At 54.3% G+C, this 26,479-nt stretch carries 28 protein-coding genes; 22 read left to right on the forward strand and 6 right to left on the reverse strand.

Annotated elements, in window-relative coordinates:
* The first annotated feature begins 294 nt into the window (after window positions 1-294).
* From ABEA92_RS20015 to ABEA92_RS20030, 4 genes are all read left to right on the forward strand, one after another.
* Window positions 295-2,106, forward strand: a complete 1,812-nt coding sequence (locus ABEA92_RS20015) for a hypothetical protein (RefSeq protein ID WP_345685621.1) — start codon at window positions 295-297, stop codon at window positions 2,104-2,106.
* 36 nt (window positions 2,107-2,142) lie between these two features.
* Window positions 2,143-3,414, forward strand: coding sequence for a YiiX/YebB-like N1pC/P60 family cysteine hydrolase (locus tag ABEA92_RS20020; protein WP_345685622.1), 1,272 nt, complete (start codon window positions 2,143-2,145; stop codon window positions 3,412-3,414).
* A gap of 271 nt (window positions 3,415-3,685) precedes the next feature.
* Window positions 3,686-4,669 (forward strand): ThuA domain-containing protein, encoded by a 984-nt coding sequence (locus tag ABEA92_RS20025; protein WP_345685623.1) that lies wholly within the window; start codon window positions 3,686-3,688, stop codon window positions 4,667-4,669.
* A 170-nt stretch (window positions 4,670-4,839) separates the two neighbouring features.
* Window positions 4,840-8,118: a PVC-type heme-binding CxxCH protein gene (locus tag ABEA92_RS20030; RefSeq protein WP_345685719.1), complete on the forward strand. Its 3,279-nt coding sequence runs from the start codon at window positions 4,840-4,842 to the stop codon at window positions 8,116-8,118.
* Window positions 8,119-8,120: 2 nt separating this feature from the next.
* Here ABEA92_RS20030 and ABEA92_RS20035 read toward each other — a convergent pair whose 3' ends face one another.
* Window positions 8,121-8,261, reverse strand: a complete 141-nt coding sequence (locus ABEA92_RS20035) for a hypothetical protein (protein WP_345685624.1) — start codon at window positions 8,259-8,261, stop codon at window positions 8,121-8,123.
* Between the two features lie 57 nt (window positions 8,262-8,318).
* A complete protein-coding gene (locus ABEA92_RS20040; RefSeq protein WP_345685625.1) occupies window positions 8,319-8,504 on the reverse strand; it encodes a hypothetical protein in 186 nt (61 codons plus the stop codon).
* Between the two features lie 612 nt (window positions 8,505-9,116).
* Here ABEA92_RS20040 and ABEA92_RS20045 point away from each other — a divergent pair.
* From ABEA92_RS20045 to ABEA92_RS20070, 7 genes are all read left to right on the forward strand, one after another.
* Entirely contained in the window at window positions 9,117-9,854 is a 738-nt protein-coding gene (locus ABEA92_RS20045) for a hypothetical protein (protein WP_345685626.1), read from the forward strand.
* 1,092 nt (window positions 9,855-10,946) lie between these two features.
* Window positions 10,947-11,282: a hypothetical protein gene (locus ABEA92_RS20050; RefSeq protein ID WP_345685627.1), complete on the forward strand. Its 336-nt coding sequence runs from the start codon at window positions 10,947-10,949 to the stop codon at window positions 11,280-11,282.
* A gap of 266 nt (window positions 11,283-11,548) precedes the next feature.
* The gene (locus ABEA92_RS20055) at window positions 11,549-11,992 is read left to right on the forward strand and encodes a hypothetical protein (RefSeq protein WP_345685628.1); all 444 of its coding nucleotides are present in this window, start codon (window positions 11,549-11,551) and stop codon (window positions 11,990-11,992) included.
* A 195-nt stretch (window positions 11,993-12,187) separates the two neighbouring features.
* Window positions 12,188-12,769 carry a CbrC family protein gene (locus ABEA92_RS31400; RefSeq protein ID WP_425572471.1) on the forward strand — a complete coding sequence of 194 codons (582 nt, stop codon included), beginning with the start codon at window positions 12,188-12,190 and terminating at the stop codon, window positions 12,767-12,769.
* A gap of 50 nt (window positions 12,770-12,819) precedes the next feature.
* Window positions 12,820-13,347, forward strand: a complete 528-nt coding sequence (locus ABEA92_RS20060; protein ID WP_345685629.1) for a hypothetical protein — start codon at window positions 12,820-12,822, stop codon at window positions 13,345-13,347.
* 152 nt (window positions 13,348-13,499) lie between these two features.
* Complete coding sequence (locus tag ABEA92_RS20065; protein ID WP_345685630.1) at window positions 13,500-13,823, forward strand: hypothetical protein; 324 nt, start codon at window positions 13,500-13,502, stop codon at window positions 13,821-13,823.
* Between the two features lie 158 nt (window positions 13,824-13,981).
* Window positions 13,982-14,275 (forward strand): hypothetical protein, encoded by a 294-nt coding sequence (locus ABEA92_RS20070; protein ID WP_345685631.1) that lies wholly within the window; start codon window positions 13,982-13,984, stop codon window positions 14,273-14,275.
* Between the two features lie 664 nt (window positions 14,276-14,939).
* On the opposite strand, the gene ABEA92_RS31405 is transcribed toward ABEA92_RS20070, so the two are convergent.
* Genes ABEA92_RS31405 through ABEA92_RS20075 form a run of 3 tightly spaced genes read right to left on the reverse strand, consistent with a single transcriptional unit; the run spans window position 14,940 to window position 15,480 of the window.
* Complete coding sequence (locus ABEA92_RS31405; protein WP_425572472.1) at window positions 14,940-15,020, reverse strand: hypothetical protein; 81 nt, start codon at window positions 15,018-15,020, stop codon at window positions 14,940-14,942.
* Complete coding sequence (locus ABEA92_RS31410) at window positions 15,017-15,238, reverse strand: type II toxin-antitoxin system RelE/ParE family toxin (RefSeq protein ID WP_425572469.1); 222 nt, start codon at window positions 15,236-15,238, stop codon at window positions 15,017-15,019. Before ABEA92_RS31410 ends, ABEA92_RS31405 begins: the two co-directional genes overlap by 4 nt.
* The gene (locus ABEA92_RS20075) at window positions 15,238-15,480 is read right to left on the reverse strand and encodes a ribbon-helix-helix domain-containing protein (protein ID WP_345685632.1); all 243 of its coding nucleotides are present in this window, start codon (window positions 15,478-15,480) and stop codon (window positions 15,238-15,240) included. Before ABEA92_RS20075 ends, ABEA92_RS31410 begins: the two co-directional genes overlap by 1 nt.
* Before the next feature lie 193 nt (window positions 15,481-15,673).
* On the opposite strand from ABEA92_RS20075, the gene ABEA92_RS20080 reads away from it, so the two are divergent.
* The 11 genes from ABEA92_RS20080 to ABEA92_RS20130 all read left to right on the forward strand — a co-directional run bounded on the left by ABEA92_RS20080 (window position 15,674) and on the right by ABEA92_RS20130 (window position 24,130).
* Window positions 15,674-16,120 (forward strand): hypothetical protein, encoded by a 447-nt coding sequence (locus ABEA92_RS20080; protein WP_345685633.1) that lies wholly within the window; start codon window positions 15,674-15,676, stop codon window positions 16,118-16,120.
* 171 nt (window positions 16,121-16,291) lie between these two features.
* Window positions 16,292-16,720: a hypothetical protein gene (locus ABEA92_RS20085; protein ID WP_345685634.1), complete on the forward strand. Its 429-nt coding sequence runs from the start codon at window positions 16,292-16,294 to the stop codon at window positions 16,718-16,720.
* A 175-nt stretch (window positions 16,721-16,895) separates the two neighbouring features.
* The gene (locus ABEA92_RS20090; RefSeq protein WP_345685635.1) at window positions 16,896-17,279 is read left to right on the forward strand and encodes a hypothetical protein; all 384 of its coding nucleotides are present in this window, start codon (window positions 16,896-16,898) and stop codon (window positions 17,277-17,279) included.
* A 682-nt stretch (window positions 17,280-17,961) separates the two neighbouring features.
* On the forward strand, window positions 17,962-18,414 hold the full coding sequence (locus ABEA92_RS20095) for a hypothetical protein (RefSeq protein WP_345685636.1): 453 nt from the start codon (window positions 17,962-17,964) through the stop codon (window positions 18,412-18,414).
* Window positions 18,415-18,545: 131 nt separating this feature from the next.
* Entirely contained in the window at window positions 18,546-18,980 is a 435-nt protein-coding gene (locus ABEA92_RS20100; protein WP_345685637.1) for a hypothetical protein, read from the forward strand.
* 148 nt (window positions 18,981-19,128) lie between these two features.
* Entirely contained in the window at window positions 19,129-19,635 is a 507-nt protein-coding gene (locus ABEA92_RS20105) for a hypothetical protein (RefSeq protein WP_345685638.1), read from the forward strand.
* Window positions 19,636-19,801: 166 nt separating this feature from the next.
* Window positions 19,802-20,347 carry a hypothetical protein gene (locus ABEA92_RS20110; RefSeq protein WP_345685639.1) on the forward strand — a complete coding sequence of 182 codons (546 nt, stop codon included), beginning with the start codon at window positions 19,802-19,804 and terminating at the stop codon, window positions 20,345-20,347.
* A 605-nt stretch (window positions 20,348-20,952) separates the two neighbouring features.
* Entirely contained in the window at window positions 20,953-21,630 is a 678-nt protein-coding gene (locus ABEA92_RS20115; RefSeq protein WP_345685640.1) for a HEAT repeat domain-containing protein, read from the forward strand.
* A 912-nt stretch (window positions 21,631-22,542) separates the two neighbouring features.
* Window positions 22,543-22,893, forward strand: a complete 351-nt coding sequence (locus ABEA92_RS20120; protein ID WP_345685641.1) for a hypothetical protein — start codon at window positions 22,543-22,545, stop codon at window positions 22,891-22,893.
* A 201-nt stretch (window positions 22,894-23,094) separates the two neighbouring features.
* Complete coding sequence (locus tag ABEA92_RS20125; protein ID WP_345685642.1) at window positions 23,095-23,544, forward strand: SRPBCC family protein; 450 nt, start codon at window positions 23,095-23,097, stop codon at window positions 23,542-23,544.
* 244 nt (window positions 23,545-23,788) lie between these two features.
* Window positions 23,789-24,130: a DUF2004 domain-containing protein gene (locus ABEA92_RS20130; protein WP_345685643.1), complete on the forward strand. Its 342-nt coding sequence runs from the start codon at window positions 23,789-23,791 to the stop codon at window positions 24,128-24,130.
* A 132-nt stretch (window positions 24,131-24,262) separates the two neighbouring features.
* Here ABEA92_RS20130 and ABEA92_RS20135 read toward each other — a convergent pair whose 3' ends face one another.
* Window positions 24,263-26,473 carry an HlyD family efflux transporter periplasmic adaptor subunit gene (locus ABEA92_RS20135; protein ID WP_345685644.1) on the reverse strand — a complete coding sequence of 737 codons (2,211 nt, stop codon included), beginning with the start codon at window positions 26,471-26,473 and terminating at the stop codon, window positions 24,263-24,265.
* Window positions 26,474-26,479 lie beyond the last annotated feature (6 nt).

Here is a 26,479-nt window from a genome sequence, read left to right on the forward strand (position 1 = left end):
GCCTGCCGGGCTGATACGAGGGCGACGGGGTGGATAAGATAAGCGAACCGATTTAGGCCAATTCAACGAAATTAGGATTCAACGGTGGCAAAATACTCAGCGAAAAACGGCTTGCCGCGTGTGACAAGGTTCCGCGTGACCCGCATGAGCGTGATGGCGACAAAGTCCATGGATTTGCCGTTTCGAGTGTGTTTCGTTGCGGTTTTGTGGTGCTGCGCGTCGATCCCAGCGTGGGCGGATTCGCCAGCGAACGCGAAAAATCCAACAAACCTCACTCGATTGTCCTCCGAAAACGTGACAATCGACTCCAAAATCGACCGGTCGCCCGTTGATTTGGCGATCAATCCGGCTGCCACGTGGCCCGCAGGCCAATGGATTGTGACCGTCAATCAGACCTCGGATTCGATTTCGCTGGTTTCAACCGAATCCCGCGGCGTCGTGGACGAAGTTGTTTGCGGAGACCATCCCACCGACATTGTTTTTACTAACGACGATGACCGTTTCGTCGTGACCTGTGCGTGGTCCGGCGAATTGGTCGTCTATCGACTCATTCCGCTGGACACTCGGGAATCCGACATTCCCGCTGGTTCATCATCGCTTGCTGAGAAGGCTTCGCGGTCGGCAGCGATCCAGGAAGTTGCACGGATCCAATTGGGGTTCGAACCCGCGGGGGTCGCGTTGTCACCAGACGCTTCGGTCGCCTACGTTGGACTGGTTGCATCGGGGGAATTGGTCGAAGTCGACTTGGTCGAAAATAAGATCTCGCGTCGATTGGATGTCGGGCATTGGCCCAAAAACCTTGCGATTTCGCCCGACGGAAAACGGTTGGCGGTCGGTTGTAGCGGCGAAGGCAAAATCGTCGTCGTCGACACCGCGTCGTTTGAACAACTGTATGACGAGCCTCTCGTGGGCGGGATCAATCTCGGGCACATGGTTGCCTCGCGGGACGGCAGCCAAGTCTATTTTCCGTGGATGGTCTATCGCTCGAATCCGATCACCATTGGCAACATCAAACGAGGCTGGGTGTTGGCCAGTCGGATTGGACGAGTCCGGTTGGATGGGCCTGCCTATCGTGAAGCGATTTCGTTGGACGTGCCTGAGTTGGCGATTGGCGATCCGTATGGAATCGCGATCACGTCTGATGAGCAACAAATGGTTGTCACCGCAGGTGGGACTCACGAATTGCTGTTCTATCGATTGCCCGACTTGCCCTTCATCGGTGCCGGTGGCCCCGGCGATTTGATCGAGCGTGAACTGCAGTATGATCGAAAACGTTTCGACCGAATTCCGCTCGGCGGACGTCCGCTTGGAATCAAAATCGCAAGCGATGATCGCACTGCTTACATTGCCAACTATTTGAACAACTCGGTGCAAGTGGTTGATTTGGTCGAGCGGAAATTGCTGCACGAAATCGATTTGGGAGGCTCCGATTCGATGTCACTTGCTCGCCAAGGAATGTCGATCTTTCACGACGCGACGCGAAGCTTGGACCAGTGGTATAGCTGTCATTCGTGTCACCAAGAGGGCGGTTCCAATGCATTGCCGATGGATACCATGAACGATGGTACCGAGTTGACGGTCAAAACCGTGTTGCCGCTGTTTGGCGTCCAGCAGACAAAGCCGTACACATGGCATGGTTGGCAGCAGAGCTTGGATGATTCAATTGCCAATTCGTTCACGTCTACGATGATCGGCAAGCCGCCGTCGGCAAGCGAGACAAAGGCCGTGCGTGCCTATCTCGCCTCGCTCGAATTGCCCCCCAATCCATATCGGAACCCCAATGGCGAATTGTCGGAATCGGCCGCCCGTGGACGCCAAGTCTTTTTCAGCTCCGAGGCGGCGTGTGCTGATTGTCACCTCGGCCCCCATTTGACGGACAACGAAATTCACGATGTCGGCCTTAATTCCAAAGACGACTTTTACGAAGGCTACAACACGCCGTCGCTGCGAGGGACCTACCGCAAAGTGCGATGGTTGCATAGCGGCCGAGCTAAAACGCTCGAGCGGGTCATCACGGATCTGCACAGTCCCGAAAAGGTCAACGGCGAAGCGGAGCTAACCGAACAAGAGGCAGCCGACCTAATCGAATATTTAAAGTCATTGTGATGCAATGACGCGTCTCGGATCGGCTAAAATGCCGGGATGCAACCTTTCGAACTCCAGGCCGCTTGCCAAACCGTCGTTCATTTGTCTCAGCACATGACGCGACTACGAGGCGAAGCGGTCCAATTCCAGCAGACTTGCACGACGCTTAGTCGCGGGTACTTCACACCCAGCGAGGATGATCAGGTGACGCACCTGTGGGTGTCCTATCATAAGGCTCGTAACGCGCTGTTGGAATTGATTCACTCAACTCGCCAATCGGTTGGTAGGGACGTCGAGGATCATCCCGGCGAATTTTTGTGTGCCTACGCAGCCGCCGTTGTGCTGGTGGATGCCGCGCGATGTTTGCGAGATCTTTTCTCGAATAACGCGCTCGTGCGTCGCAAGCTAAACGAGTCGTTTGATGCGTACGGAATTCCCGCAGGCAGCTTTGACGCGATTCAATTGACGTTGACGTCGCCATCCAATGCGACACAACTGAACCGAGCGAATCATTTTTACATCGACCATCACGATTCGCTTGCTGAGACGGCTGCCGGCCACCCTGATCTGCAGGAAGTCCAAAGCGTGATTGACACTCGTTTGCAGCGAGTGCAAGTCGGACCTCGACAATACATTCGCTCGCGAATTGCCGAACGTCGACGCGATTTTCGCGAACGTATTTTGGCAGGAAGTTTGCGACAACTGATTTACACCGTGCAGCAGTGGGGATCGCTCGCCGTCAGTGCGATTAGCACGAACCCAAGCCACATTCCTCAACTGCCCGCGTTGATTTCGGCTGAGTTGTCGACGTTGCTGCGTCCAGGCGACATCTTCGTCACTCGCAAAGACACCGCGCTGACGAATTATTTCCTGCCAGGATATTGGCCGCACGCCGCGTTCTATATCGGTGACGACCAAGTGATCGAGTCGCTCAAAGACGGCGTGCGAGTACGATCGATGATTTCGCCGTTTGGCAACGATGCCGTCGCGGTCATTCGTCCTCAGCTCGATCCGGCGATCATTGCCAAAGGGATCGAACGAGCGAAGGCTCATGTAGGAAAACCCTACGATTTTGATTTCGACTTTACTCGGTCGGACCGATTGGTTTGCACCGAAGTCGTGTATCGGGCGTTTGAAGGGATCGGGGGCATGGTGTTCACCTTGACCAAGCGGGCCGGCCGGCAGACGCTTTCGGCCGAAGACCTGCTGTCGCTGGCGATCCAGCGGCGGTACTTCGATCCGGTTTCCGTCTTTTGCCCTCAGCATGGTGAACAACTGCAGCGCGACGATGCAATGTGCCAGGTTTTACGCCAGACGATGGCTAAATAGCCGCGTCGGCGCAATGGGGGCGAAGGCTGTGTTGGCGGGCGTCTATTGCGGGAAAGTTGACCGGCGATTTCCGATCGATTACGCTTTCTGAGCGTGCTGTTCTCCCGCCTGCCACCCGGCACGTGACCGATCTTGCCACTGTCTAAGCTGTCCATGACCACCCCAATCACTCGGGACCGACAAGTGGCCGGCGGATATCAAGCAAGTTCTGCCGCGTTTTCCCTGCCCTCGTGCTCTGACTCACTCTCTCTCCCTCTGATAGGTACTTCTGATGCGAATGCTGAGCCTGATCTGTTTCTTGACCAGCTTGATGCTCCCGATGAGCCAAGTTCGCGCTGAATCCAACTCCAGCTCGTCAGATCGAAAAAAAGTGGTCTTCATTTCAGGACCGCCGAGCCATGGCTATGGGGCGCACGAGCACTACGCGGGATCTCTGTTGCTTGCCAATACGCTCAAAGAGGCGATGCCAAATTTTGATGTCGAAGTCATCAAGCACGGATGGCCCAGCGAAGGCGTCAAAGCACTCGAAGGGGCCGACACGATCGTTGTCTATTGCGACGGTGGTAAACGTCATTTGTTGAATCCGCACATCGACGAACTTGACCCGCTGATGAAAAAGGGGGTAGGCCTCGTTTGTGTTCACTACGGCGTCGAGACACCCGCCGGAAAGACCGGAGACGCATTCTTGGATTGGATCGGTGGCTATTTTGAAGCGGGTTGGTCGGTCAATCCGCACTGGGTTGCCAAATACGAAACGTTTCCGGACCATCCGATCAGCCGCGGTGTCAAACCGTTTGCGATCAATGATGAATGGTACTATCACATGCGGTTTCGCGAGGGGATGAAAGGCGTCACCCCGATTTTGTCGGCGCTGCCGCCCGAAGACACACTTCGCCGCCCTGACGGACCCCACAGCGGTAATCCCGCGGTTCGCAAAGCGATCGCAAACAAGGAAGTCCAGCATATGGCGTGGGCTGCCGAACGTGACGGCGGCGGCCGCGGATTCGGTTTTACCGGAGGCCATTTTCACTGGAATTGGGGCGACGAGAGCTTTCGCAAAGTGATGCTCAACGCGATCGTCTGGACCGCACACGGCGAAGTGCCCGAACACGGTGTCACCACCAGCAACCCGTCGCAGGACGAGCTCGAAGCGAACCAAGACGAGCCAAAGCCGGCCGCAAAAGCCGACGCCAAGACGAAAAAAAAAAGTCTGACAGGCCAGCCGCGATCAAACGATCGCAAGCCAACGCGGTAGCCAGCCGTTCTGTAAAACCGATCTTCAAAAGCTCACCGGTTTCGAAACGGACTCCGGGACATGCCGTTGCGATCGATGTCCCTCTCGGTGCCGCGAAACAGCTGTACCTTGTCGTTACCGACGCTGGAAATGGATTCTCTTGTGACTGGGCGGACTGGGCCGAACCCCGCTTGGTCGGACCGAAGGGTGAAAAGAAATTAACCGATCTGCAGTGGAAAGACGCATCGGCTCAGTGGGGCAAGGTCCGCGTCAATAAAAACGCAGGCGGCGGACCGCTAAAGATCGCGGGTAATGCGGTCACCTATGGGATCGGCACCCACGCCAATTCGCTGATCGCGTTTGATCTGCCCGAGGGCTACGACCGCTTCGTTGCCACAGGCGGGTTGGACAACGGTGGAACCGATCAAAGTGGTGGCGACGCTGCGGAAGTTGAATTTCTCGTCTACACCGCCAAGCCGGCACTGCCGACCAAGGGGCGTAACGAAGCGTCAGGATCGCATGAGGTGGCCGACGCCCTGGACGGTTTGGATGTCGGCGATGGTTTGGCGGCGACGTTGTTCGCGGCCGAACCACAACTGCTAAGCCCATCGAACATCGACATCGATCATCGCGGCCGCGTTTGGGTTTGTGAAATCGTTAACTACCGTCGTCACAAAGGAAAACGTGCCGAAGGAGACCGGATCTTGATTCTCGAAGATTCCGACGGCGATGGGCAAGCCGATACGGAAACGGTGTTCTACCAAGGCACCGATATCGATTCGCCTCATGGGGTTTGTGTGCTCGGCGATAAAGTCATCGTGTCGGCGGGTGACAAAGTTCTGCTGTTTACCGATTCGGACGGTGACGACAAACCGGACGACAAGCAGGTCTTGTTCAGCGGCATTTCCGGAACCCAACACGACCACGGCATCCATGCGTTTACGTTTGGACCCGACGGCAAGTTGTATTTCAACTTTGGGAATGCTGGAAACCAAATCAAAGACAAAGACGGCAATCCGATCATCGATGCCGCCGGAAACGAAGTCGCTGCGAAACGGCAACCCTATCAAGAGGGGATGGTGTTCCGCTGCAATCTTGATGGCAGCGAATTTGAAACGCTCGGCTGGAACTTTCGTAACAACTGGATGGTCACCGTCGACTCGTACGGATCCATTTGGCAATCCGATAACGATGACGATGGCAACAAAGGCGTGCGAATCAATTACGTGATGGAATTTGGGAACTACGGTTACAAAGACGAAAAGACAGGTGCTGGATGGCGCTCACCTCGGACGGGGATGAGCACCGCGATTCCCGAACAGCACTGGCATTTGAACGATCCAGGCGTTGTTCCGAACCTGCTGTTGACCGGCGCAGGATCGCCCACCGGGATCACGGTTTACGAAGGTGATTTGTTGCCGATGTTTCGAGGCGATTTGATTCACTGTGACGCGGGACCCAATGTCTGCCGCGGTTACCTACTGGAAAATGACGGCGCTGGTTATCGGGCCGAAATCCGTGACATCTTGACCGGTACACGCGACAAATGGTTTCGCCCGTCCGATGTAAAGGTGGCTCCCGATGGATCGTTAGTGATCGCCGATTGGTACGATCCTGGCGTCGGCGGCCACGGGATGGGGGATCTCGATCGAGGTCGCTTGTTCCGAATCGTGCCGAGTGATCACGACGGCAAATACCAAACGCCAAAGTTTGATTTCACCAACATCGACGGGGCCATCGAGGGACTCAAGAACCCGAACTACGCGGTTCGCGCGATGGCTTGGCAATCGCTGCACAAGCGAGGAGCGGATGCCGAATCGGCACTCGCGAAGCTGGCGTCGTCAAAAAATCCGATCTATCGTGCTCGCGCGTTTTGGTTGCTGGGCAAGATCGAGGGGCGTGGTGAGAAAACCGTTTCCGCAGCGATCGCGGACGATGATCCCAATATTCGCATCGTCGGCGTCCGCTTAGCGCGTCAATTGAATCACGATGTTAGTGACTACGTTCCCCGGTTGATCAAGGACGATTCATCTCAAGTACGTCGTGAATTGTTGGTCGCGCTTCGCCATACCAACGCGGCTCAAAAGGCAAATTGGTGGGCCGAGCTGGCGCTGCAACATGACGGCCACGACCGCTGGTACCTCGAAGCACTTGGATTGGCATCCGATACTGACGCGGACGCCTGTTTCGCCGCTTGGCTCGAAAAGGTGGGTGAGCATTGGGATTCGCGTGCAGGACGTGACATCGTTTGGCGAAGTCGATCCGCATTGGCACCTGCCTATCTGGCGAAACTTTTGCAAGATCCAGCCACCAGCGAAGCAGATCAAGCACGTTACCTTCGCGCACTGGATTTCCATGAGGCAACGGAGAAAGAGGAGTCGCTGAAACGTTTGGTCATTTCAGCCGCGAGTTCCACCGTTGCCGCGGGAAACCAGAAAGACAAGTTGGTGGTCGAAGCGGTTTTGCGACTTGGTGATTTCGACTTTGAAGGTAGCGGTCCAGCGAAACATTCGGTACTGCGCTATTTGCGTGCCCAGCCTGGAACGGACGCGTATTTCGATTTGTTAAGGCGTTTCAAATTCAGCGAAATGGCGGACGACTTGGTCGAGTTCAGTCTGACGCACCACGACCAAACCAGCGGTGTCCGTGCCGCGGAGATCTTGTTTTCGATGGATCGTCAATCGTTGCTGCTCGATGCAATGCAAAGCGATGACATCAAGCGGCGTGTTGCGGCGGTGACGTTGGTGGGGCATGCGGGACGCAATCAAGCCGTCTCGTTGTTGTTGCCGCTGGTTACGACGGATGGTTTGCCCAACGAAGTGCGTGTCGCGGCGCTAGAGGGAATCTCGCGACGTCCCAACGGTCGCAAAAGACTGCTCGACTTGGTCGTCACTCGAAAATTGCCAGATGACTTAAGGTTTGCAGCCGCGAACGTGCTGTTATCGACCGAAGAGGAAGCGATTCGCAACGAAGCGGCGAAATATCTAGAGCTTCCTGCGACCGCCGACAGCCAACCGTTGCCGCCGCTAGGAACGCTTGTCAAGCGACGAGGTGACGTGGCTGCCGGCGCCGAGGTGTTCCGAAAAACAGGGACGTGCATCAACTGTCACAAAGTGAATGGCGAAGGAAAGGAAGTCGGGCCGGATTTGTCCGAGATCGGCAGCAAGTTATCGCGGGAAGCGATGTACGTTTCGATTCTGGACCCCAGCGCGGCGGTCAGTCACAACTTCGAAACCTACAGCCTGCTCACTGACGACGGTTCGGCGATCACCGGATTGTTGGTCAGCGATACCGCGGAATCGGTCACACTACGCAACGCCGAGGGGATCGATCAAACGGTCAGCAAGGATGAAATTGAAATCTTTCAAAAGCAATCCAAGTCGTTGATGCCCCAAGATCTGCAGCGATTGATGACCGCCGATCAGCTGGTCAACCTCGTCGAGTACACCCTAACGCTAACAAAAAAGTAACGTCAGCGAATCTCCCTGATCAGCCCATTGTCGCTCGGCTTTCCAAGCCGATTGCGATCATTCACTCGCAGCAAACCGCTTGATCGGCACTCTGCCGTTAGTTTCATGATTGCGAGCAGGACAAACAAATCAATCCAGAGCATCGATTCGACTCTTCCTGTCCTTACCCACGATCTCAGTCGCGATAGCGACGAAAGTACCTAGCTGCGGGCGTCAGCCCGCAGAAACGTCTTGCGGGCCTCGCTATCGCAACAAGACTTGGGCACCTCATTGTCGCTCGGCTTTCCATGCCGATTGCGTTTATTCACTCGCAGCAAACCGCTTGATCGGCACTCCGCCGTTAGTTTCATGATTGCGAGCAGGACAAACGAATCAATCCAGAGCAACGATTCGCCTCTCCCTGTCCTTTCCCACGATCTCAGTCGCGATAGCGACGGCAGCAGCGAACAAGACTTGCGGGCATCGCTATCGCAACCAGACTTGCGTAACTCATTGTCGCTCGGCTTTCCAAGCCGATTGCGTTCCTTCACTCGCAGCAAAACCGCTTCATCGGCAGTCGTTCATTGCAACCACACGTGCACCAACGGCGAGCAATCCACCACTCGCACTGCCGCATCGAATGCAACAATCCGCGTGCCCAGGCGAACGCAAGTCAGCAGCGTTACCCGTCGACGCTCAACCCCCATCGCAATTCGCCTCGTTTCTTAACCCTAAACTTCCCTCGAATGTCTGCCGATCAAGCGAAGCTTGCTCAAACCGGATCAAGAGCAACAGTTACAGTCCCAAGATCTCGAGCCCCGGTATCACCTCGACGATGAAGCGACCAGGATTTGTGACGCTATCGATTCCGCCGGAGGAGCAGTGGAGCGACTCACTTCGCTGGCTCACAAGAGAACAGCAAGAGCGGTTTGCCACCGCAGAATTTTTCACAATGCTACAAATGCATATCACCGGTCGGTATTTGAAGCTCCCCCAACGCTCGCCACCGAAGTAAGCGGTTGCTGATTGTTGCAACGGCAAGCTTCGGAAAAGACCGTCGTGATCGCATACAAGCTGGCTGCGGTTTCGCAACGAGGGCAACGGGGAACTGGAAATCCATTCCACAAGCCGAACGAAATTTGCAGCAACCAGCAGTACCTCGTCATCAAAAATGGATTAAAATCAAGGAAATCGAAAACGAGACTCCAGCGTGGAGTCTCCTCCCCATCAAGTACGACACCGAGTCGTACATAACTCCGTTGTCCGCCGCAGGTCAAACGATGGCAAACTTAATCATCGAAACATCGCCGACGATTAACTGGTACTCCGACCTGTTTCCCTTCTTTTCGATGGTTGAATCGACGATTCGCAGTCGTCGGTGGCTTTGGACTGACGTTGAGATCAACAGAAAACTACCCGTTCCCGACAATGTGTACGGCCGCTACCTGATTGATGGTGACACGCTTTACGACTTCGCAGTTGGGCGCCCGCAGTTTGTTTGGTCGGTACTGTCCGCGTTGCCTGCCGACGCGGACTTCGACCCCACCATGCTCGATTCTGTACCCAGCGCCGACGGAAATCCAGATTTCTGGCACGGGGCGCCCAAACCGCAGTTTCCGGGCGCTGAATTCGAGATCGTGTGCTGGGATTCGTCCGCAACACTGATGATTGGTGCTGGTGCTTCCGTCTCGGAGGCTTTCCGTGCTGCATATCCCGGTGCTCTTGACCTCGATGTGGAGAATCAATCGCGGGGCTAGCTGCGGACAACAATGTGTGGCCGCAGAGTTGCGGCATCCATGCCGCAAACGCCTTCCTTCTTCACTCAAACGGGGCTTGCGTTGTATAATCCGTTCGTTGGTCAACGTCTTTCGCTTCGATCAGGGGCGGCGTCGGCCACACAACCCGTTACGCGACCTACCGTGAGGCGATGCGATACATATTCTGCCGCACATCATTGCGCTCTTCGTTGTCGGGCTCATCTGCCTTTGGGGCTCGCTCTGCGTTCTCTCTATCGGCGGATGGTTTGTGCATCGCAACGATCACTTGCACGTTCCACCCATCGACGAGAGTGAACTGCCCGACTTCGGCAATCCCGGCTACTCATGGCGTGATCCGATCGTTTGGGTGTTTGGCTTTTTCTGCTGGCCCGTGTTGGTCGCTCTTCGCTTAGACTCTTGGTACCGTTCACGATATGGCGGGCCTCAACCGTAGATTGCCGGTCGCACAACATGGTTTTTACGCTAGGCCTTCGGCGCACCTTGGCTCTTTGGCAACGAGCCTTGGCCTTGGTACAATCTCTCGTAGTTCAAACATCGCTCGCTTTGTTTAGGGCGGTGTCGTAAAAAACTTCCGTTGTCGGGCACTAGTCATTCGTGATGCCAGCCGTTCTCACACTGATTGCCATTGGGTTGTTTGTCGCGGGCGTGCGATCACTTGCTTCGCTCAAACGCATCGCCGAGCCAACAGACACTGAACGCTCTGACCCGTTCTTTACCTCGGTCACATTACTTTTTTCGACCGCTAACCGGAGTGACGAGTTTAAACTGGTGCAGCGGCGCACGATCTGGCTGTTCTGCGGTTCCATACTCTTGCTGTACATTGCACGGGTCGCATTCTTGCAGTCCGCTTCAATCTGATGCGGTTGCTGGTGTATTAACACGCCTTGCGCGATGGCGGCGGTTTATCTCGCTTCAAGTGCCCGACAACATGGTTTTTAAGCAAGGGCCTTCGGCACACCTTGGCTCTTTGGCAACGGGCCTTGGCCTTGGTACAATTTCCTCAGTTCCGACATCGTTCGCTTCGTTTAGGGCGGTGTCGTAAAAACCTTCCGTTGGGCGGCCTACCGTACTGTGACCTTCCCGCTCCAAGACCTGATCGTTACATCCGGTTGGGCCGTCGGCTACCATCAATTTCATGCTGTCGATCCGACGCCTGAGCTCTTTGCTGACAATCTCTCATTGTGGTTCAAACAGGACATGTACCAAGCGCGCCACCAGCGCTACGATCGGTTGGTTGACCTCGGCTGGACGCCGGAAGGCGATTGGGACAACGGCGCATTCAAACTCGTTCTGTACGCTGGCGACTTTCATGGCGAATTATTGCATGAAATTCGCACGAAAGACCGCGAGCAAGTGGTTGCGGCCATGAATGACTGGTTTCACGCTGTTTCAGATGGACAGCTTTAACGCGTCCCCCGGTCGCACAACATGGTTTTTACGCTGAGGCCCTCCGGGCACACCTTCGCTCTTTGACAACGGGCCATGGCCTTGGTTCAATCTCTCGCACTTCAGACGTCGTTCGCTTCGTCCAGGGCGGTGTCGTAAAAACCTTCCGTTGGTTGCTCTCAGTGTCTCGTCCTCAAACGGTTAACTCGTCAATTATCAGCGTGACCGCGCTTGCGATTGCCGTTTGCGTATTATTCCTTTCTTCCTGCTCGACCGAGGATCCAAACGTGACTCCTGATCCAAAGCTATCCAAACACGAGATCATGCGTCTTGCTGAAGACGTTGAGGCTGGGCGTCGTGACGAGAGCGAACTAGCCGAGCACGGGGTCAAGGCTGGTGAGTGGGTCGAAATCGACAAAGAAGAGTTGCTCAGACAGGTCGAGAATCAAGACGATCAAGTCTTCATCGTTCTCTACCGTGACGACTTTCCCTACGATGATCGATCAGAAGTCGAGGACGCGTTAGTGGATGCCCTGTCAAGAGACGGGGTTGGTGAATGGACCGGTGCTGGCACGGGGCTTGGCGAGCGGCCTTACTTCGACATCAGTTTTACGATCACTGATCCCGATAAGGCACTCGCCATCATTCGGTCAGTGCTTCGTGCAAAAAGAGTCGGCAAATCGACGGAGATTCGACTAGGTGACGGTACGTACTCCGTATACGACGAGTAGGTAACCGTGCCAACAACCAACACAGATTGTCTGCATGGTCGCTGCGCGATCGCCGCTTATCAATTCAAACGCTGTCCGATTTGCTACAATCATTCGTAGTTCAGCGCCGTTCGCTTCGGTGGCGTGCGGCGACAGACAATCTTCCCGTTGTGTGCCACAGGTTCATCGTTTATGAATACGTTCGACGATCTTGGGATGCCCTTTCCACTCTTTCTCGCTCCTGTCGCTCACGCGGCGGTTGACGACGCGGGTTCTTGCGAGATGTGTGGACGACCTGCATCAGTTCGTTTTTCCGGTGCGTGCTACAAATGCTTTCGTAATGGTGGCGTCGAACACACTGTTGATACCGAATTTGGAATGGTTCGCGTTGAAGACGCGCAAAAAGGCCTCACACACGGAATTCCACTCAGCGATCCGTCAATCCTCAGTGACTACGAGTTGATTCCTCATCCAGTCGATCCGAAGTTCCCAGAAGAAACGTGGTTTCACGTTCGCATTGAGACCGAGTTCCTTCTTGAACTGGTGCGAACGCCGACATATCTAGCATGGCAAGGAGAACACTGGCAATTCTGCTGTAGACGCCCGTGTGTGTTTCTGGGCAGGCTTCCAGCGACTGCGGTCTCCCCTGCAGCCGAATCGCCAAGTGCCCACATCGCCGCGTGGTTCAGGTGTCCCGATTGGTCTTCTGTCGCTCACCATGACTACGGCTCATTGACTTACTATGGATTTCGATGTGCCGAATGTAATGCGTTCCGATACCATGAAGACACGGACTAAGCACGGCCAAGTGGCACACAACAATGTGTGGCCGCTGAGTTGCGGCATCCATGCCGCAAACGCCTTCTTTCTTCATTCCGCGCGGGCTCTCGTCGTATAATCTTCTCGTTGGCCAACGTTTTTTCGCTTCGATCAGGGGCGGCGTCGGCCACACAACCCGTTGTCCGCAGCAGTCGATCGAAATGGCAATTTTAACTCACTTCGGCGACCCGAAACTTATGAGCGTCGCTGAGACGTTCTGTGAAAATTCACGCCGTATCAAGCAATACTCGCATTGGACGATCACGCGATCGCTTGTTGATCATGACGGTGAATGGCTACTCGCGGCGGCAGATTCTTTCGGCGGACACCTCTACGTAACTCTATGGGCCGATGGTGCGCTTCTGTTTCGCATGATGGTTGGTTACGCCAACGACCAATGGGACTGGGAATTGCGTTTCCATGGCAATCATACCGCATTCACTCCGTCCCAAATTCTCGATCGGTTTATTGCGACGATGACTGTCCCCCGCGCAGAACTCATGGAACTCTGGAGCGATGTCTCGCCGCACGTGGAGTACGGCCGAACTCGCAAGTAGCGGCAAACAACATGGTTTTTACGCTAGGCCTTCGGCACACCTTCCTTGGTTGGTCACGCGAGCTGGCCTTGGTAAAATTTCCGACAGTTCAGGCAACGCTCGCTTCGTTTAGGGCGGTTTCGTAAAACCCTTCCGTTGTGCGACCTCATCCAATGAGATTCTTCGTCGATTCAATCAATGAGTCATCGCTGATACTCGGACGCAACGAGAATACCGACATACCTGTCGGTTCCGTTTTCACATTGATTGGGAAGACCCGGCTGAATGACCGGACGACGTGGACATCGACGGACCTTGGTGCTGTGGCTACCGTTTCTCTTACGCTCGTAATCGTTCATTGGTATCAACGCGAAATTGACAATGTTCCGGGCGGCCACACCGCCGGTCTCGCTGTCAGCGGTACGGGCCTTGATCTGCTTTCTGAGCACCTCGACCGTCTTGCTGATGACGAATCCCTGTATTTGGCCGCAGCGTAGTGCAACGGTCGCACAACATGTTTTTTACGCTGAGGCCTTCGGGCACACCTTCCAACTTTGCCAACGCGGGCTGGCATTCGTACAATCTCTCGTAGTTCAGACATCACTTGCTTCGTTTAGGGCGGTGTCGTAAAAATCTTCCGTAGTACGACCTAGCGATGATTGAATTCCTGATCCTCCGCGATGATGGGCAATGGTTCGACTTCCACTACGACCAGATTCCCGAGATGCTGCATCCGTCGACCTTTGACTTCTCGGTAGTGGACGGGTGGGGCACGCATCGCATCCGCATCGGTGACACCGATATCTCGTTCTCGGACGAAGATCCCGGCTTTCAGGTGTGCTTCGAGGGCGACGGCATTGACGAGGATACCGCTGCCAGAATCGTCGCTGAGGTTGCCGCCAACATTACATCAGTCACGGGGCAATCCCATCGTATAGTCGCCCTGTAGCGCAACCGGGCCGTACAACATGGTTTTTACGCCGAGGCCCTTCGGGCACGACTTGGCTCTTTGGCAACGGGCCATGGCATTGGTACAATCTCTCGTAGTTCACACGTCGCTCGCTTCGTTTAGGGCGGTGTCGTAAAACCCTTCCGTTGTGTCACCTATGCCCATCGGTTTGTTCGTCCTATCACCACTTCCTGACGGACGCACAACTTCTTACGGCTTGGGGTCAGCCAGGGACAAGCTTGATCCCAAAGCCAATGTTCAAGGCAAGCCGCATCGCGGCGCGAGGTGGTTGGATTGTTAAAGCGACGTCGTGTGGCATTACGAAACGCTAGTGGGAGTGCAGCACGATGTATCGCAGTGCCATGGATGGCGTGTGGCATTCAGAAGGAATACAGGAAAATGGGTGACAGGAAAATGAAGATGCTGCATATTGGGGCTGCCCATTTTTCTGTCCCTCATCTTCCTGTAAATTCAGCTTTGCTTGATTGATCAATGAAGCGATGCTTCGCGATGTCAATTCCTACACACTGAACTTATTAACAACCCACAATACCTTGCCAGCAACAATGGAATAGAATCGGGGTAATCAAACGCGAGCCTTCAAACGTAGAGTCTCGCCTCTGTCAAGTACAACACCGCGTCGTACATAACTCCGTTAGGCGTCCTATATGTTTCGCATGTCACGACTGCCGTGAATGACGCGAGACACCTCGATGCCGCGTTCGGTCGCGCGGAAGAAGATCACGTAATTGCCGACGCTGAATGAACGGGCCCCTGGCGCTCCAATGGCACTCCAAATCCTGGCCGCAATTCGCCCATTTCAGGCTGGGTCGCAATCGTTTCGCACGTCTCCCGAATCTTGCGTAACCATTCACGTGCCGCCTCCGGCTTGTCCCTCGCAATAGATTCAACAATGCCGAATAAGTCGTCGTCTGCCTCCGGTGCATAGATGACGTTCGCCATTAGCCTTTACCGTTCTCAATTTCTCGAATACGCTCTTCCGCACGTCGGTAGACATCTTCGGCCGGAATACCTTTCCCGGCGTCCAACTGATCGAATCCCTTTCGTACTTCAGCGTGAAGCGTTTCCCTTGCCTGCAACAAACGCAACCCTTCCGCAAGTACATCGGATTCGTTCAGGAATCTCTTTTCGGAGACCATTCGTTGAACAAAGGGGACTAAATCGCTTGGGATCTCTGCTGTCATGACTATCTCAATTTTGACTGGCTCGGCAGCGATGTTGGTCGTAGAACATTGTTTTTGTGTAAGGCCCCTTCGGGGACATCTTCGGCGTGGTTTTGGCCGCGGCTCCATTATACAATCAAATCAGATTCAGAACATCTTCGCTTCAGTTGCGGCGATGTCGTAAAAACCTTCCGTTGGCCGCTCGAAATTGGCAATGACTCACCACGAACTGCCCGCTGATTTGCTCACGTTTCTTTCGGGTGATCACCATCTCGATTACGATTCGTCCGATTGCGAGATCGGGCGTTTCTCGTTCCATCGTCTAGCCGATGTCCGCACGATCGAACTTCTACTCAGCACGCACGGCGACGACTGGATCGCTGACGATCCGCACAATGGCGAGGGCCATTACATTGTGGATGCTTTCGATTTGCTTGCTGACTGCGATGGCTATGATCCAGAAGGCCTATTCGTTTTTGTGCCGAAACTGGCCACCTATGCTTCATTCGACTGTGATCACGAATCTCTCGTGATGTATCCCAATCTAAGTTGGGCGCAATTTGCGGCCGATCCGGTCCGCTACATCAACGCCGCTTGGGGACCGGATCCTGACATTGCTGTTGCGGTCAATCCCATTGGGCAATTTCCACATCGCCCGTAGCGGCGGCCAACACTGTGTGGCCGCTGAGTTGCGGCATCCATGCCGCAAACGCCTTCCTTCTTCATTCCACGCGGGCTCTCGTTGTATAATCGTCCCGATGGCCAACGTCTTTCGCTTCGATCGGGGGCGGCGTCGGCCACACAACCCGTTGTCGGACCTAGGTCAACGATCGTGCCGACCGTGTACCAGCAAATCCTAGCACTTCTCGCCGATCCACACTTCCACGACGACTTTGTGGATGACGATCTCAGCGATGCCGTCGCGTCCCTTGCGTCCGATGTGGGGTGGCAGCCGGTCCTGAACGCGATGCTAGATGTTCTCCGTGACAGTTCGCTCACAAGACACTGGTACGATGTTGTTGCATGCCTGTTCGCTTGTGATTGCCACACACTTCCATTGCCCTGCGATCGCTCGTATATCACCGCGTTGCTCTATGACTGTTTACGGATTTGCCCTGATCTTGGGATCGACGGACGTAACCCCGATGACACTGACAATCTTGTCTGGAGTATCGTTCACAATCTCAAGGGCGTGAGCTACATGTCTGACTACGATCCAAAGACCGATGCCGAAGTTCTCCAGCATCAAATCGTTCGGTGATGGTCCGGTCCGACAACAATGTGTGGCCGCTGAGTTGCGGCATCCATGCCGTAAACGCCTTCCTTCTTCATTCCACGCGGGCGCTCGTTGTATAATCTTCTAGTCGGCCGACGTTTTTTCGCTTCGATCAGGGGCGGCGTCGGCCACACAACCCGTTGGGCGACCTAGCGAAATCGTGGAACCAGCGCAGCTAACACTTTCTGATCGCATCGCTATCGCCGACGCCAGCTACGGGCGTGACTTTGGCTGGCACGTGCTTTCCGTACGCGACGAACCGTTGGCAACACTGACGGACCCGCAGTTCGCCGACATGTTCTGGACCGCCTACATTGTCACGCCACTGGACGGGCACGCGATCACACAAACCGAAGGTTTCTGGCATCCTGGCTGCCATCGCATTCGCAATATCCTTTATCCAGACTTCGTTGTGGACACGTTCGGCCACTACGACGCCGAGACGAACCGTGCAGCTATCCGCTTTGACTACATCAAGCTTGATTTCAAATGGACTGACATCCTTCGTGCTCCTCTGTGGTTCCTTCGGCACTGGTTCACATAGAACATCAAACGCAGGCCGACCGGTCGCACAACATGTTTTTTACGCTAGGCCTTCGGCACACCTTCCTTGGTTGGTCACGCGAGCTGGCCTTGGTAAAATTTCCGATAGTTCAGGCAACGCTCGCTTCGTTTAGGGCGGTGTCGTAAAACCCTTCCGTTGTGTCACCTATGCCCATCGGTTTGTTCGTCCTATCACCACTTCCTGACGGACGCACAACTTCTTACGGCTTGGGGTCAGCGAGGGACAAGCCTGATCCCAAAGCCGATGTTCAAAGCGAGCCGCTTCGCGGCGCGAGGTGGTTGGATTGTTAAAGCGACGTCGTTTGTCACTACCAAACGCTAGTGGGGAGTGCAGTTCGATGCATCGCCTTGCCCCTGATGATGTCCTGCAATCAGAGGAATACAGGAAAATGGGTGACAGAAAAATAAAGATGCGGCAATTTGGGGCTGACCATTTTTCTGTCCTTCATCTTCCTGTAAATTCAGCTTTGCTTGATTGATCGATCATGCGATGCTTCGCAAGGTCAATTCCTACAGACTGATCTGATTCGCAAGCCACAGTGTCTTGCCAGCAACCATGGAATAGAATCGGGGTAATTTGAAGCGAGTCTCCAGCGTGGAGTCTCCTCCCGTTAAAGTACGACATCAAGTCGTCCACAACTCCGTTATTCGTTCCGATGCAAGTGCAAGACCTTCCCCCGCCGTCACGTTTCATGTTCTGGTGCACCTCGCCATTTCTGGTGGCGACGATCGTCCTTCTTCCGCTGCTTGCTCGACCACCGGAGCCAACTGGTTGGGGAATCCTTGCCGCATTCGTGCTGCTCAGCCTTTTCGTTCTCATCGGCCTTTGGAATGCAGAACGTTTTTGGTGGTGCTGGCGCGCGGTTGGCGGCATCATCGCTGGTGGCTACTTGGCCTACCTCATCGCAATGATCGCCGAGGGCCAGTGGTTTGGTGATGGTCGCCAATCATCCTCAACCGCCTTCAACGCGTTGATGGGCCTGATCGTGTTCGGCTACCCCGGATTCATGTGGGCCGTCTTTGGTCGCTTTACATGGAAACCGGAACCTGGATACGAAGACTACCCCAACGAAATCAGCGACATTGACGAGATGGACGTTGAAGCGGGCGGATAACATGGTTTTTACGCTCAGGCCCTTCGGCACACCTTGGCTCTTTGGCAACGGACCATGCCCTTGGTACAATTTCTTGCAGTTCAGACATCGTCTGCTTCGTTCAGGACGCTGTTGTAAAAACGTTCCGTTGCATGACCAACATGGCCATCCCATCGAAAAAGCAGCTGGTTGACGGTGACGGATTGGATGAGCGATATGTAATTGAACACTTTCTCGGAAAGAGCGTCGAGGACGCGTATCGGATTTTCGCCGACGGCGGCGGCTACATAACCGAAGACATCTCTTACATGTCCATCTTCGCACTCGATTATTACCTTCCAGCTGCGTTGAAATATTTGCAGAGTTCCGACTCCGTCAATGACTGGGAATTTGCGTCAGGTGTACTTACATCGGTCTCATGTGTCTGCAATCGCTGCGATCTCACTGAGTCATTGCGTCGCACAATGTCATCTATTGTCGAATACATCTCTTTACACCTCGACAAGTATGACGCCACAAATGACGATTGGGTTCAATCACGTATCGAAGCCGTGAGGCACGGGCTAAACAATCGGGGCCGCGTGTAAGTCGTGCAACACGGTTTTTACGCAGAGTCGCATCGCGAGCACCTTCGCTCTTTGGCAACGAGCGATGGCATTGGTACAATCTCACTTCCACACAGTCACTCGCTTCGTCTAGGACGGTATCGTATGAACCTTCCGTTGTCGGTCACAGATGGCGTCATTCACCGAATACATCATCAATGAACGCGATCCCGCAGACGTCTACCTGCATTGGGACTGCAAATACCAACTCGACGACGGCGTTTCGCTCTCTGTCGAGCAGACCGGAGCGTGGTGTTACGATTGCTCGATGGTCGTTGCCGCCGAACACGTGCCATCTCTTGCGGCATTGGATGCGCGCATTGCTGATCTCGACGATCCCAACCACATCCTGTTGGTGGGCTTTGGTCGGGCCGCGCTTGATCGCGAACGGATTACCCTACCGATACGCCGCTCTTGGCGGTCTCATCGCGAATCGCCTGCTCGTTGTCTCGAATGCGGTTCAACGGACATCTTCGCGCTCGATGCCGACGATTGTACTGAACCACGGCACAACAAACGGTTTCGTGTTACGTCTGGCGGCCATGCTTCAATGTGTTGGGACATCGTTCGCAGGTTGTCACCCGAAGGCGAGGTCACGTTTACCGACGATCCAGCGAAAAACATCAAGTTCGGGTGACCGACAACATGGTTTTACGCTGAGGGCCTTCGGGCACACGTTGGCCTTTTGGCAACGGGCCCTGGCCTTGATACAATTCTTCGTAGTTCATGCATCGCTCACTTTGTCTAGGGCGGCGTCGGCCACACAACCGGTTAGGTGACGCTAGTCGTCTCAGGGGCAGTCCATGCCATTCAAACTTGTAGCTATTCACGACGCTCCCTCTGGCTGCGAGCTTGAACTTGCTGGCAACTCACGCATCACGCTCAATGTCACCCATGCAACCGTTCGCGACTACGTTATCCTCGATGGGTTCCGCGACCTGCAATCGTTCGTTGACGCCAAACGGATCGACGTCTACTACCAACCCGTTGCGATTTCCGCGACTGACTGGACCTTGTATTCACGTTTGGTCCGCGAATCTGGCGTTTGCTGTTCGGTTCCAAATGTTTCGTCGCTGTTTGACCTAACTCACTCTGAAATTCTGGCGTTACCCAACCGGCTGTATGGTGGCATCGGCTGTGCTGTCGACGACCTTTCGCCTGTCTTCTACACCTCGCCGATCGCCGATTTTCTACCCGACAATCACCGTGGGGCCGGCTGGTTTCGTTGGGCATTCTCGTCCGCTGGCTATATGTTGCACCAAATCTACGTCAATCCTGACTCCGGGAGCGTGGACATCCACAGCGGGCATGTGGAGCATCACTATCTCGAAGATTCCCGCGTCACCTAACTTCTTCGGATTTGGGGGCAGCGAGGGACGAGCCTGATCCCAAACCCATGTTCAAGGCGATCCGCTTCGTGGCGGAGGCGGCTGGATCGTTAAAGCTACTTCCATTGACGTGACCGAACTTGAAAAGGGCATGGCCCCCCCCATGCATTCAGAGATCCAAGTTGAGGTGCTGCATTGAAAACAGCTCTCAGACGCATTCAGGTGAAAATAGGGAAATGAGCGACAGGAAAATGATGATACTGCAATTTAGGTCTGACCATCTTTCTGTCGCGTTAATCTTTCTGTGGATTCACCTTCGCTTGACGGATGAAGGAAGCAGCGGATCGCGAAGCCGATTCTTGTACGACTGAACTTTACAGCAACCTACTGTGACTCGTCAAAAAATATCGACTAAAATAATAAGTTCATTCTGCGAGTTTCCAGCGTGGAGCCTCGCGATCCTAAAGTAGGACTCATTGTTTTATAACACTCCGTTATGTGCCATGGATATCAGCAAGGTCCCCGGATTTCTGCGTCCTCTTGTGCCGTATGTCGAACGATGGACGGCAATTGGCAACGAAGAGATCCTTGCTCGCCTAGAAGTTGCCCGGTCGGATCAAGTCAAAATGGATGACGCCCGTCGATTCGGCGAGCTGTTTACTCCTGAGCTTCAGCAAGAATGCGCCTTATGGACAGACCGAGAACCCATCACTGAGTCAGAAGAAACGAGCGCATTCTACTTCGCCACTGGCGTCCTCGATGAGTTAGATTTACTGCAATCCGACGACAACGGGAACGCGGTTAACAGCTACATTGAGGCACTCACGAAATTCGGTTCGTACCGTTTGGCTTCCGAGCGAATGCACGCCGCAAAACTTTTGGCAGATTTTGGAGTGAATGGTTCCAATACGATTGAGCCGCTTCGGACCGCACTCGACGATGAGGACCATCGAGTACGCGTTTGGGCGCATTTTGCGATTTACAAGATCGATGGAGGCGATCAGTCCCAGATTGAATCCATTCGCGTTTACCTAAACGACGCTGACAACGAAGTAAGAACAGAGGCGGCAACCGCTTTAGGCCAGATTGGACCGAATGCTGTTTGCGGAATCCCTGAACTAGTCGACCTGATCGAAGATCCACACCAAGATGAATTCGACGTGCCAATTTTCATGGAGGCACTCGCGTCGATTGGAGCGGATAACTCACTTGCAAGAAAGGCACTTAAGCGAGCGACCCAATCGGATAACGAATGGATACGAAATGAGGCTTCGGAAATCTTGGAATCAATGACTGACGATTGAGTGGCACACAACAAAACATGTCGGCAAGGATGCTTCGCATTCGCCGTTTCGGTCTATTGACTACGTCCGGTTCACTGCAATTATTGGTAACTTAAGGTCGTGCGTTTTGGTAACGGCGACAACGACGGGGCATAGGTTCACGAGAGATCAATCCTCGTTTTCACGCACGCCGGCGACCGATTGGAGTATGGCACATCGAGTGGATGTTTTGACATGATGAAAACCAGTGCTTGAGCGATCCTTTCTCATTAACACGGCGCGGGCGGTGACGGGCATGCCAGCCATTGGGCGACTCAAGTTTTGGTAGGACTCGCCGTTCCTACTAGTGATACATATTGCCGATTAGTGCTCCCTCTGCTTTGGCTGCGCTGAACACTAGTCTCGACGAATGGACACTGATCGAGATTTCATGTTTTTGCAACGATCGCATGATCACGTCGGCCGGTGGTCGCTCCTCTCGGTCCCTGTTCCGGACGAGTCGCTTTGTGGCGAGGATGCGGCTGGGCGTTTGGGCCAGGTTGGTTCTCGTCTCCGGCATTATAGCGTAGAGTTGCGATGATGTAGTCAGAGCATTTCGATGAGCTTCTTTGTTGAGGTCCGAATTGTCTCGTGTTCAGAAGGAAACAGGAAAATGGGTGACAGGAAAATGATGATTCTGTAAGTTGGGGGCTGACCATTTTTCTGTCCTTCATCTTCCTGTAAATTCACCTTTGCTTGATTGATCAAGCGATGCTTCACAAGGTCAATTCCAACACACTGAACTGATTAGCCATCCACAGTGTCTTGCCAGCAACAATGGAATAGAATCGGGGCGATTAGAAGCGAGTCTCCAGCGTGGAGTCTCCTTCCCATAAAGATACGACACCGAGTCATACATACGTCCGTTATTTGCCACAGGTCGTGGGTGCTTCTATGAAGTATTCTGGATCAATCGACCTCGATACGTTGATCGACCTCGACTCGCTCGCCGCCAACGGTGCCTGTCACTGGACGTTTTTGGCGTTCCCAACGTCTACCGTGAACGAGCAGGAAGTCCCATCCGATCCAGACGCTCAGCGATACATCGCTGCCGTCCAATCTTCTGGTGTGCCCGTCGGAATTTGGTGCAACTCACCTGTCGATGGGACCGCGTATGCGGCAGTGACGCATGACGTGATCCCTCAGCTTCATCGTGCCATCAAGGGCCTAACTCAGTTTCAAGCGTCGTTTGCCGCATACTTGAGCGAACGGTTGTTCGCGGAAGCTGGCTTGGGTGGCACCTAACGATTTGTGGTCGCTGAGTTTGCGGCGTTCATGCCGCAAACGCCTTTCTTTCTTCATTCCAGGCGGACTCTCGTTGTATAATCATTTAGCTGGCCAACGTCTTTCGCATCGATCAGGGGTGGCGTCGACCGAAAAACTCGTTGTGCGACTCAGCGGTTAACAAGTTTGAGTCTTTGCGGTTTGTCATCTGGAGGCATCTCAATGCCTGCAACATCTGTAGAAATTAACATTGGTGCCGACTCTGCGGTGATATTCGACTTGATCCACGACTATTCTTGTCGCCTTGAGTGGGACCCGTTTCTCCGCGAGGCAACTCTTTTGAACGGAGCGAGAAGGGCAGACGTTGGCGTCGTTTCTAGGTGCGTCGCGCGCAATGCCGTCGGTGGGCTTGCAATGGATACCGAATACATATCCTTTTTGCGTCCATCCGTCGCTGCTGTCTCAATGACGCGTGCCCCCTTCTTCCTTCGCAATTTCGCCGCTTCAATTCGCCAGAAGCAGATTGAAAGCAATGTGGTCCGTGTGACGTATCGCTATTACTTTGAGGCAAAACCTCGATTTCTCGCCTTCATCATCAAGCCAATCGTTGACTTCGTTATTAGACGTGAAACCCAGATACGGCTGGCTGCTCTAAAATTCTATCTGGAGTAGGGGGCGGATGATATGGTCTTTACGCAAGGTTGCGGCGGTCGTCGCTGGCGAAACGTTCGGTGGGCAAGGTTCAATCGCTTCGGTGGAGTGCAACTCGAGTGCAAACCGGCGAACGTTTTTGCTGTTTGGCGATGGGCGAAGGCCTCGACGTTGTCGAACGGATTATCGAAATCGAACAGGCGTTCAATATCACCGTTCAAAATCACTGTTGTTTGACAAAGTTTACTCGATTGGAAATCCTTTTATGGCTGCATCTTCTGATGAGGTCCAACGTCGCTGCAACGCTGCAATCGAGGCGATTCGCCGTGTCCACGGAACCGCTGCGGACGAAGATGGCGTGACGCTTTTCGTTTCGCACCACCTTGACGAGCTCGGTGAGGAGTTCTGGCTGAAACACTGCGGTGTTCCGCGGCCAGAACCGGCACAAGTTCTCGAGATTCTTGTTTTGCAATCTCATTGGAGCGAGGAGGACGATGACGGGATCGACACCTTCGACTTCACCTTGCCGGACGACGTAACCAATTACGTCATTAGCGTTGAATTCGATGACAGTGGAAACGTCTGTGGCGTGTCGATGGAGAGCTGATCGAATACTTGCCGTTCTTTGGGCATCGCAATCTCCGAGAGCGGTTTCGATATTTGATCTGCAGGGGACAAGCCTGTTACATCGCCGTTGGGGTCGCATCAAGTCGAAGCCGCGAGTCTCAGGAACACCTTGTTAGCGGAATCGCAGCAGTCCATTGAGCGATCGAAGGATGCGGCCGGCGATCGAGATCGGGGCGGCTTCGATGCGGCTAATGGTAGTGGATCCGGCTCGAAAATGGATTGAATCGGGAAGTTTCGCCGCGACGCGTACCACGTACGACGTGGCGGCCGGAGCCTGTTGGCGTGTGGCGTTCACATCGTCCCATCGAGGCGTGTTCAATTCCGGCGTCCACTGGGCACGCGAGATGTCGGTGACGACCCCCGAAAAAACATTTCCGGGATCCGATCGCAACGCAAGTTTGACTTTCGATCCGAAAGCAATTCGTTGAACATCGGATTGCGACATCACAATTTCGACGTCCCAGTCTTCGCCCTCGACAATCGACATCAGTTCGGTGCCGGATTGAAAATAGCCTTTGCCGTTCTCAGGGTCCGTCGGATAGCCCGACCAATTCACAAGCTGGAACGCGTCATCGTTTCCATAGGACGTGGCGGTCGGTCGCCGCGAGCCCTCGAGCAACTTTCCGCTGGCGGCCGCATGAATGACCAGGGCGTCACGGCGTTCACGGCGTGTTTCTAATTGTTCATTCAAATCCGCCAGTAAAGCCTCGGCCGCCGGAAGTTCGTCGCCGGTTTCCGGAGTTTGGTAGCGACGTTGACGAAGCGATTGTACGAGGGCGGCTTGGATTTCCACTCGCCCGAGTGCTTTGACGTATTCATACTGCACGTCCGGATTGACGAGCGTGGCGATCGTGTCGCCTTTACGAACCGAGTCGCCGGGGGACGCACCGAGTCGCTGCAGGATACCGGGAGTCGAAATGTAGACCGGGGTCTGTTTGCGAGGTGTGAATCGGCCTGTCGTCGAGATCGATGACGGCAGAGGCCACATCATCAAGCCCGCCAAAATTGCGCAAGTGCAGCCAAAGCGAAGCAAACGTCCCCATCGGACCTGGCTTCGTCGAACTGGGTTTTTAAGGAAACGCATGGGGATTTGTGCAAGGCTATAGACCATTCCGGCGATTGCGAACAAACACAGCGTGCGTCCGATCGATTCGAGGCCGTAGGGGCGAAGCATCAGTGAGACGAACCACAGAATCAGTAGCGTGAGCGTCCAGCGATAAACCGTGGCCAAGGCAGCGTAGGCGATCATCCAAAATCGACCAAATGCGGTGATTGTTTCGTAAGGAAGTTCGTCCACTCCCAACACGATTCGGTTTAGATGAGCAAACAACAATCGTCGTGATCGCTCGGCCAAGTTGGGCGTGTCGCAGAGATCCGAAAGGACATAGTAGCCATCGTAACGCAGCAGCGGGTTGGCATTGAACACAACGGTGCTGATGCCACAGACAAGCATGACATTCATGGCAATCGAATGCACCATCCCCTCAGCCGTGACGATCCAAATCCATGTTGCCGCGGCTGCCAGAACGATCTCGGTCGCAACTCCGGCAAGTCCCACCGCCGCTCGCTGAAAGCGATTCGGGAGCATCCACGAATCCGAGGTGTCACAGTATAACGCCGGGGTAAACACCAATAGCATCGGCCCGATTTGATGGCACTCGCCGCCAAAATGTTTGCAAACAAAGGCATGGCCAAGTTCGTGCAAAACCTTGGTGCCGCCGATCACGGCAGCGAGCATTAGTAGCGACTCGAACCTTAGCCAAACCCCGATGGTGGGAAATTCTGCAGCGAATGTATCCCAGCGGGTGACGAAAGCGATGGCGGCAGAAACGCATAGGAACGCCGCGATCGTGATTGCCGGCAGACTCAGTAGTGGACGGATCCACGGGTAGGTGCGGCGGAGAAACGGTTCGGGATCGACACCGGGAAAGCGGATGAATAATAAGCTGCTGAGTTGTTGCAGCCACTTTTGTCGCTGTTCCTGGCGTCCGCGATGTTCCAGCGGGATCGCTTGATTGGCAGCATCGGAAACCGTCAACCCGCTCTGGTGGAATCGGAACAACAGTTGATTCAATTGACGGTGCGATACCCTTTGTGGATGAAACTTGGTTTCGTACTCGCGTTGCAAGTCGTCGAGACTGCAGCGGCCGTCAAGACGCTCTAAAACGAAATACTCATCCGCGCGAAGCCGATGGTACGTCATCGAGATCGGATCTTTGATCACATAGGCCGACTCGTTCTGATGCAGCGTTTGCACTGCAATCACATCCGGGCGGATGCGAACGCCGATCGCGTTACTCGATGAACGGGTGATGGATGACATCGGTTG

Source organism: Novipirellula caenicola (assembly GCF_039545035.1).
Classification (GTDB): domain Bacteria; phylum Planctomycetota; class Planctomycetia; order Pirellulales; family Pirellulaceae; genus Novipirellula; species Novipirellula caenicola.

Bases quoted from the DNA above. Each gene is read 5' to 3' on its own strand.
- ABEA92_RS20020 (WP_345685622.1), top strand. From the start codon at position 2,143: ATGCAACCTTTCGAACTCCAGGCCGCTTGCCAAACCGTCGTTCATTTG.
- ABEA92_RS20025 (WP_345685623.1), top strand. From the start codon at position 3,686: ATGCGAATGCTGAGCCTGATCTGTTTCTTGACCAGCTTGATGCTCCCG.
- ABEA92_RS20035 (WP_345685624.1), bottom strand. From the start codon at position 8,261: ATGCTCTGGATTGATTTGTTTGTCCTGCTCGCAATCATGAAACTAACG.
- ABEA92_RS31400 (WP_425572471.1), top strand. From the start codon at position 12,188: ATGCCCTTTCCACTCTTTCTCGCTCCTGTCGCTCACGCGGCGGTTGAC.
- ABEA92_RS20060 (WP_345685629.1), top strand. From the start codon at position 12,820: ATGCCGCAAACGCCTTCTTTCTTCATTCCGCGCGGGCTCTCGTCGTAT.
- ABEA92_RS20065 (WP_345685630.1), top strand. From the start codon at position 13,500: ATGAGATTCTTCGTCGATTCAATCAATGAGTCATCGCTGATACTCGGA.
- ABEA92_RS20070 (WP_345685631.1), top strand. From the start codon at position 13,982: ATGATTGAATTCCTGATCCTCCGCGATGATGGGCAATGGTTCGACTTC.
- ABEA92_RS31410 (WP_425572469.1), bottom strand. From the start codon at position 15,238: ATGGCGAACGTCATCTATGCACCGGAGGCAGACGACGACTTATTCGGC.
- ABEA92_RS20075 (WP_345685632.1), bottom strand. From the start codon at position 15,480: ATGACAGCAGAGATCCCAAGCGATTTAGTCCCCTTTGTTCAACGAATG.
- ABEA92_RS20080 (WP_345685633.1), top strand. From the start codon at position 15,674: ATGACTCACCACGAACTGCCCGCTGATTTGCTCACGTTTCTTTCGGGT.
- ABEA92_RS20100 (WP_345685637.1), top strand. From the start codon at position 18,546: ATGACCAACATGGCCATCCCATCGAAAAAGCAGCTGGTTGACGGTGAC.
- ABEA92_RS20105 (WP_345685638.1), top strand. From the start codon at position 19,129: ATGGCGTCATTCACCGAATACATCATCAATGAACGCGATCCCGCAGAC.
- ABEA92_RS20110 (WP_345685639.1), top strand. From the start codon at position 19,802: ATGCCATTCAAACTTGTAGCTATTCACGACGCTCCCTCTGGCTGCGAG.
- ABEA92_RS20115 (WP_345685640.1), top strand. From the start codon at position 20,953: ATGGATGACGCCCGTCGATTCGGCGAGCTGTTTACTCCTGAGCTTCAG.
- ABEA92_RS20120 (WP_345685641.1), top strand. From the start codon at position 22,543: ATGAAGTATTCTGGATCAATCGACCTCGATACGTTGATCGACCTCGAC.
- ABEA92_RS20125 (WP_345685642.1), top strand. From the start codon at position 23,095: ATGCCTGCAACATCTGTAGAAATTAACATTGGTGCCGACTCTGCGGTG.
- ABEA92_RS20130 (WP_345685643.1), top strand. From the start codon at position 23,789: ATGGCTGCATCTTCTGATGAGGTCCAACGTCGCTGCAACGCTGCAATC.
- ABEA92_RS20135 (WP_345685644.1), bottom strand. From the start codon at position 26,473: ATGTCATCCATCACCCGTTCATCGAGTAACGCGATCGGCGTTCGCATC.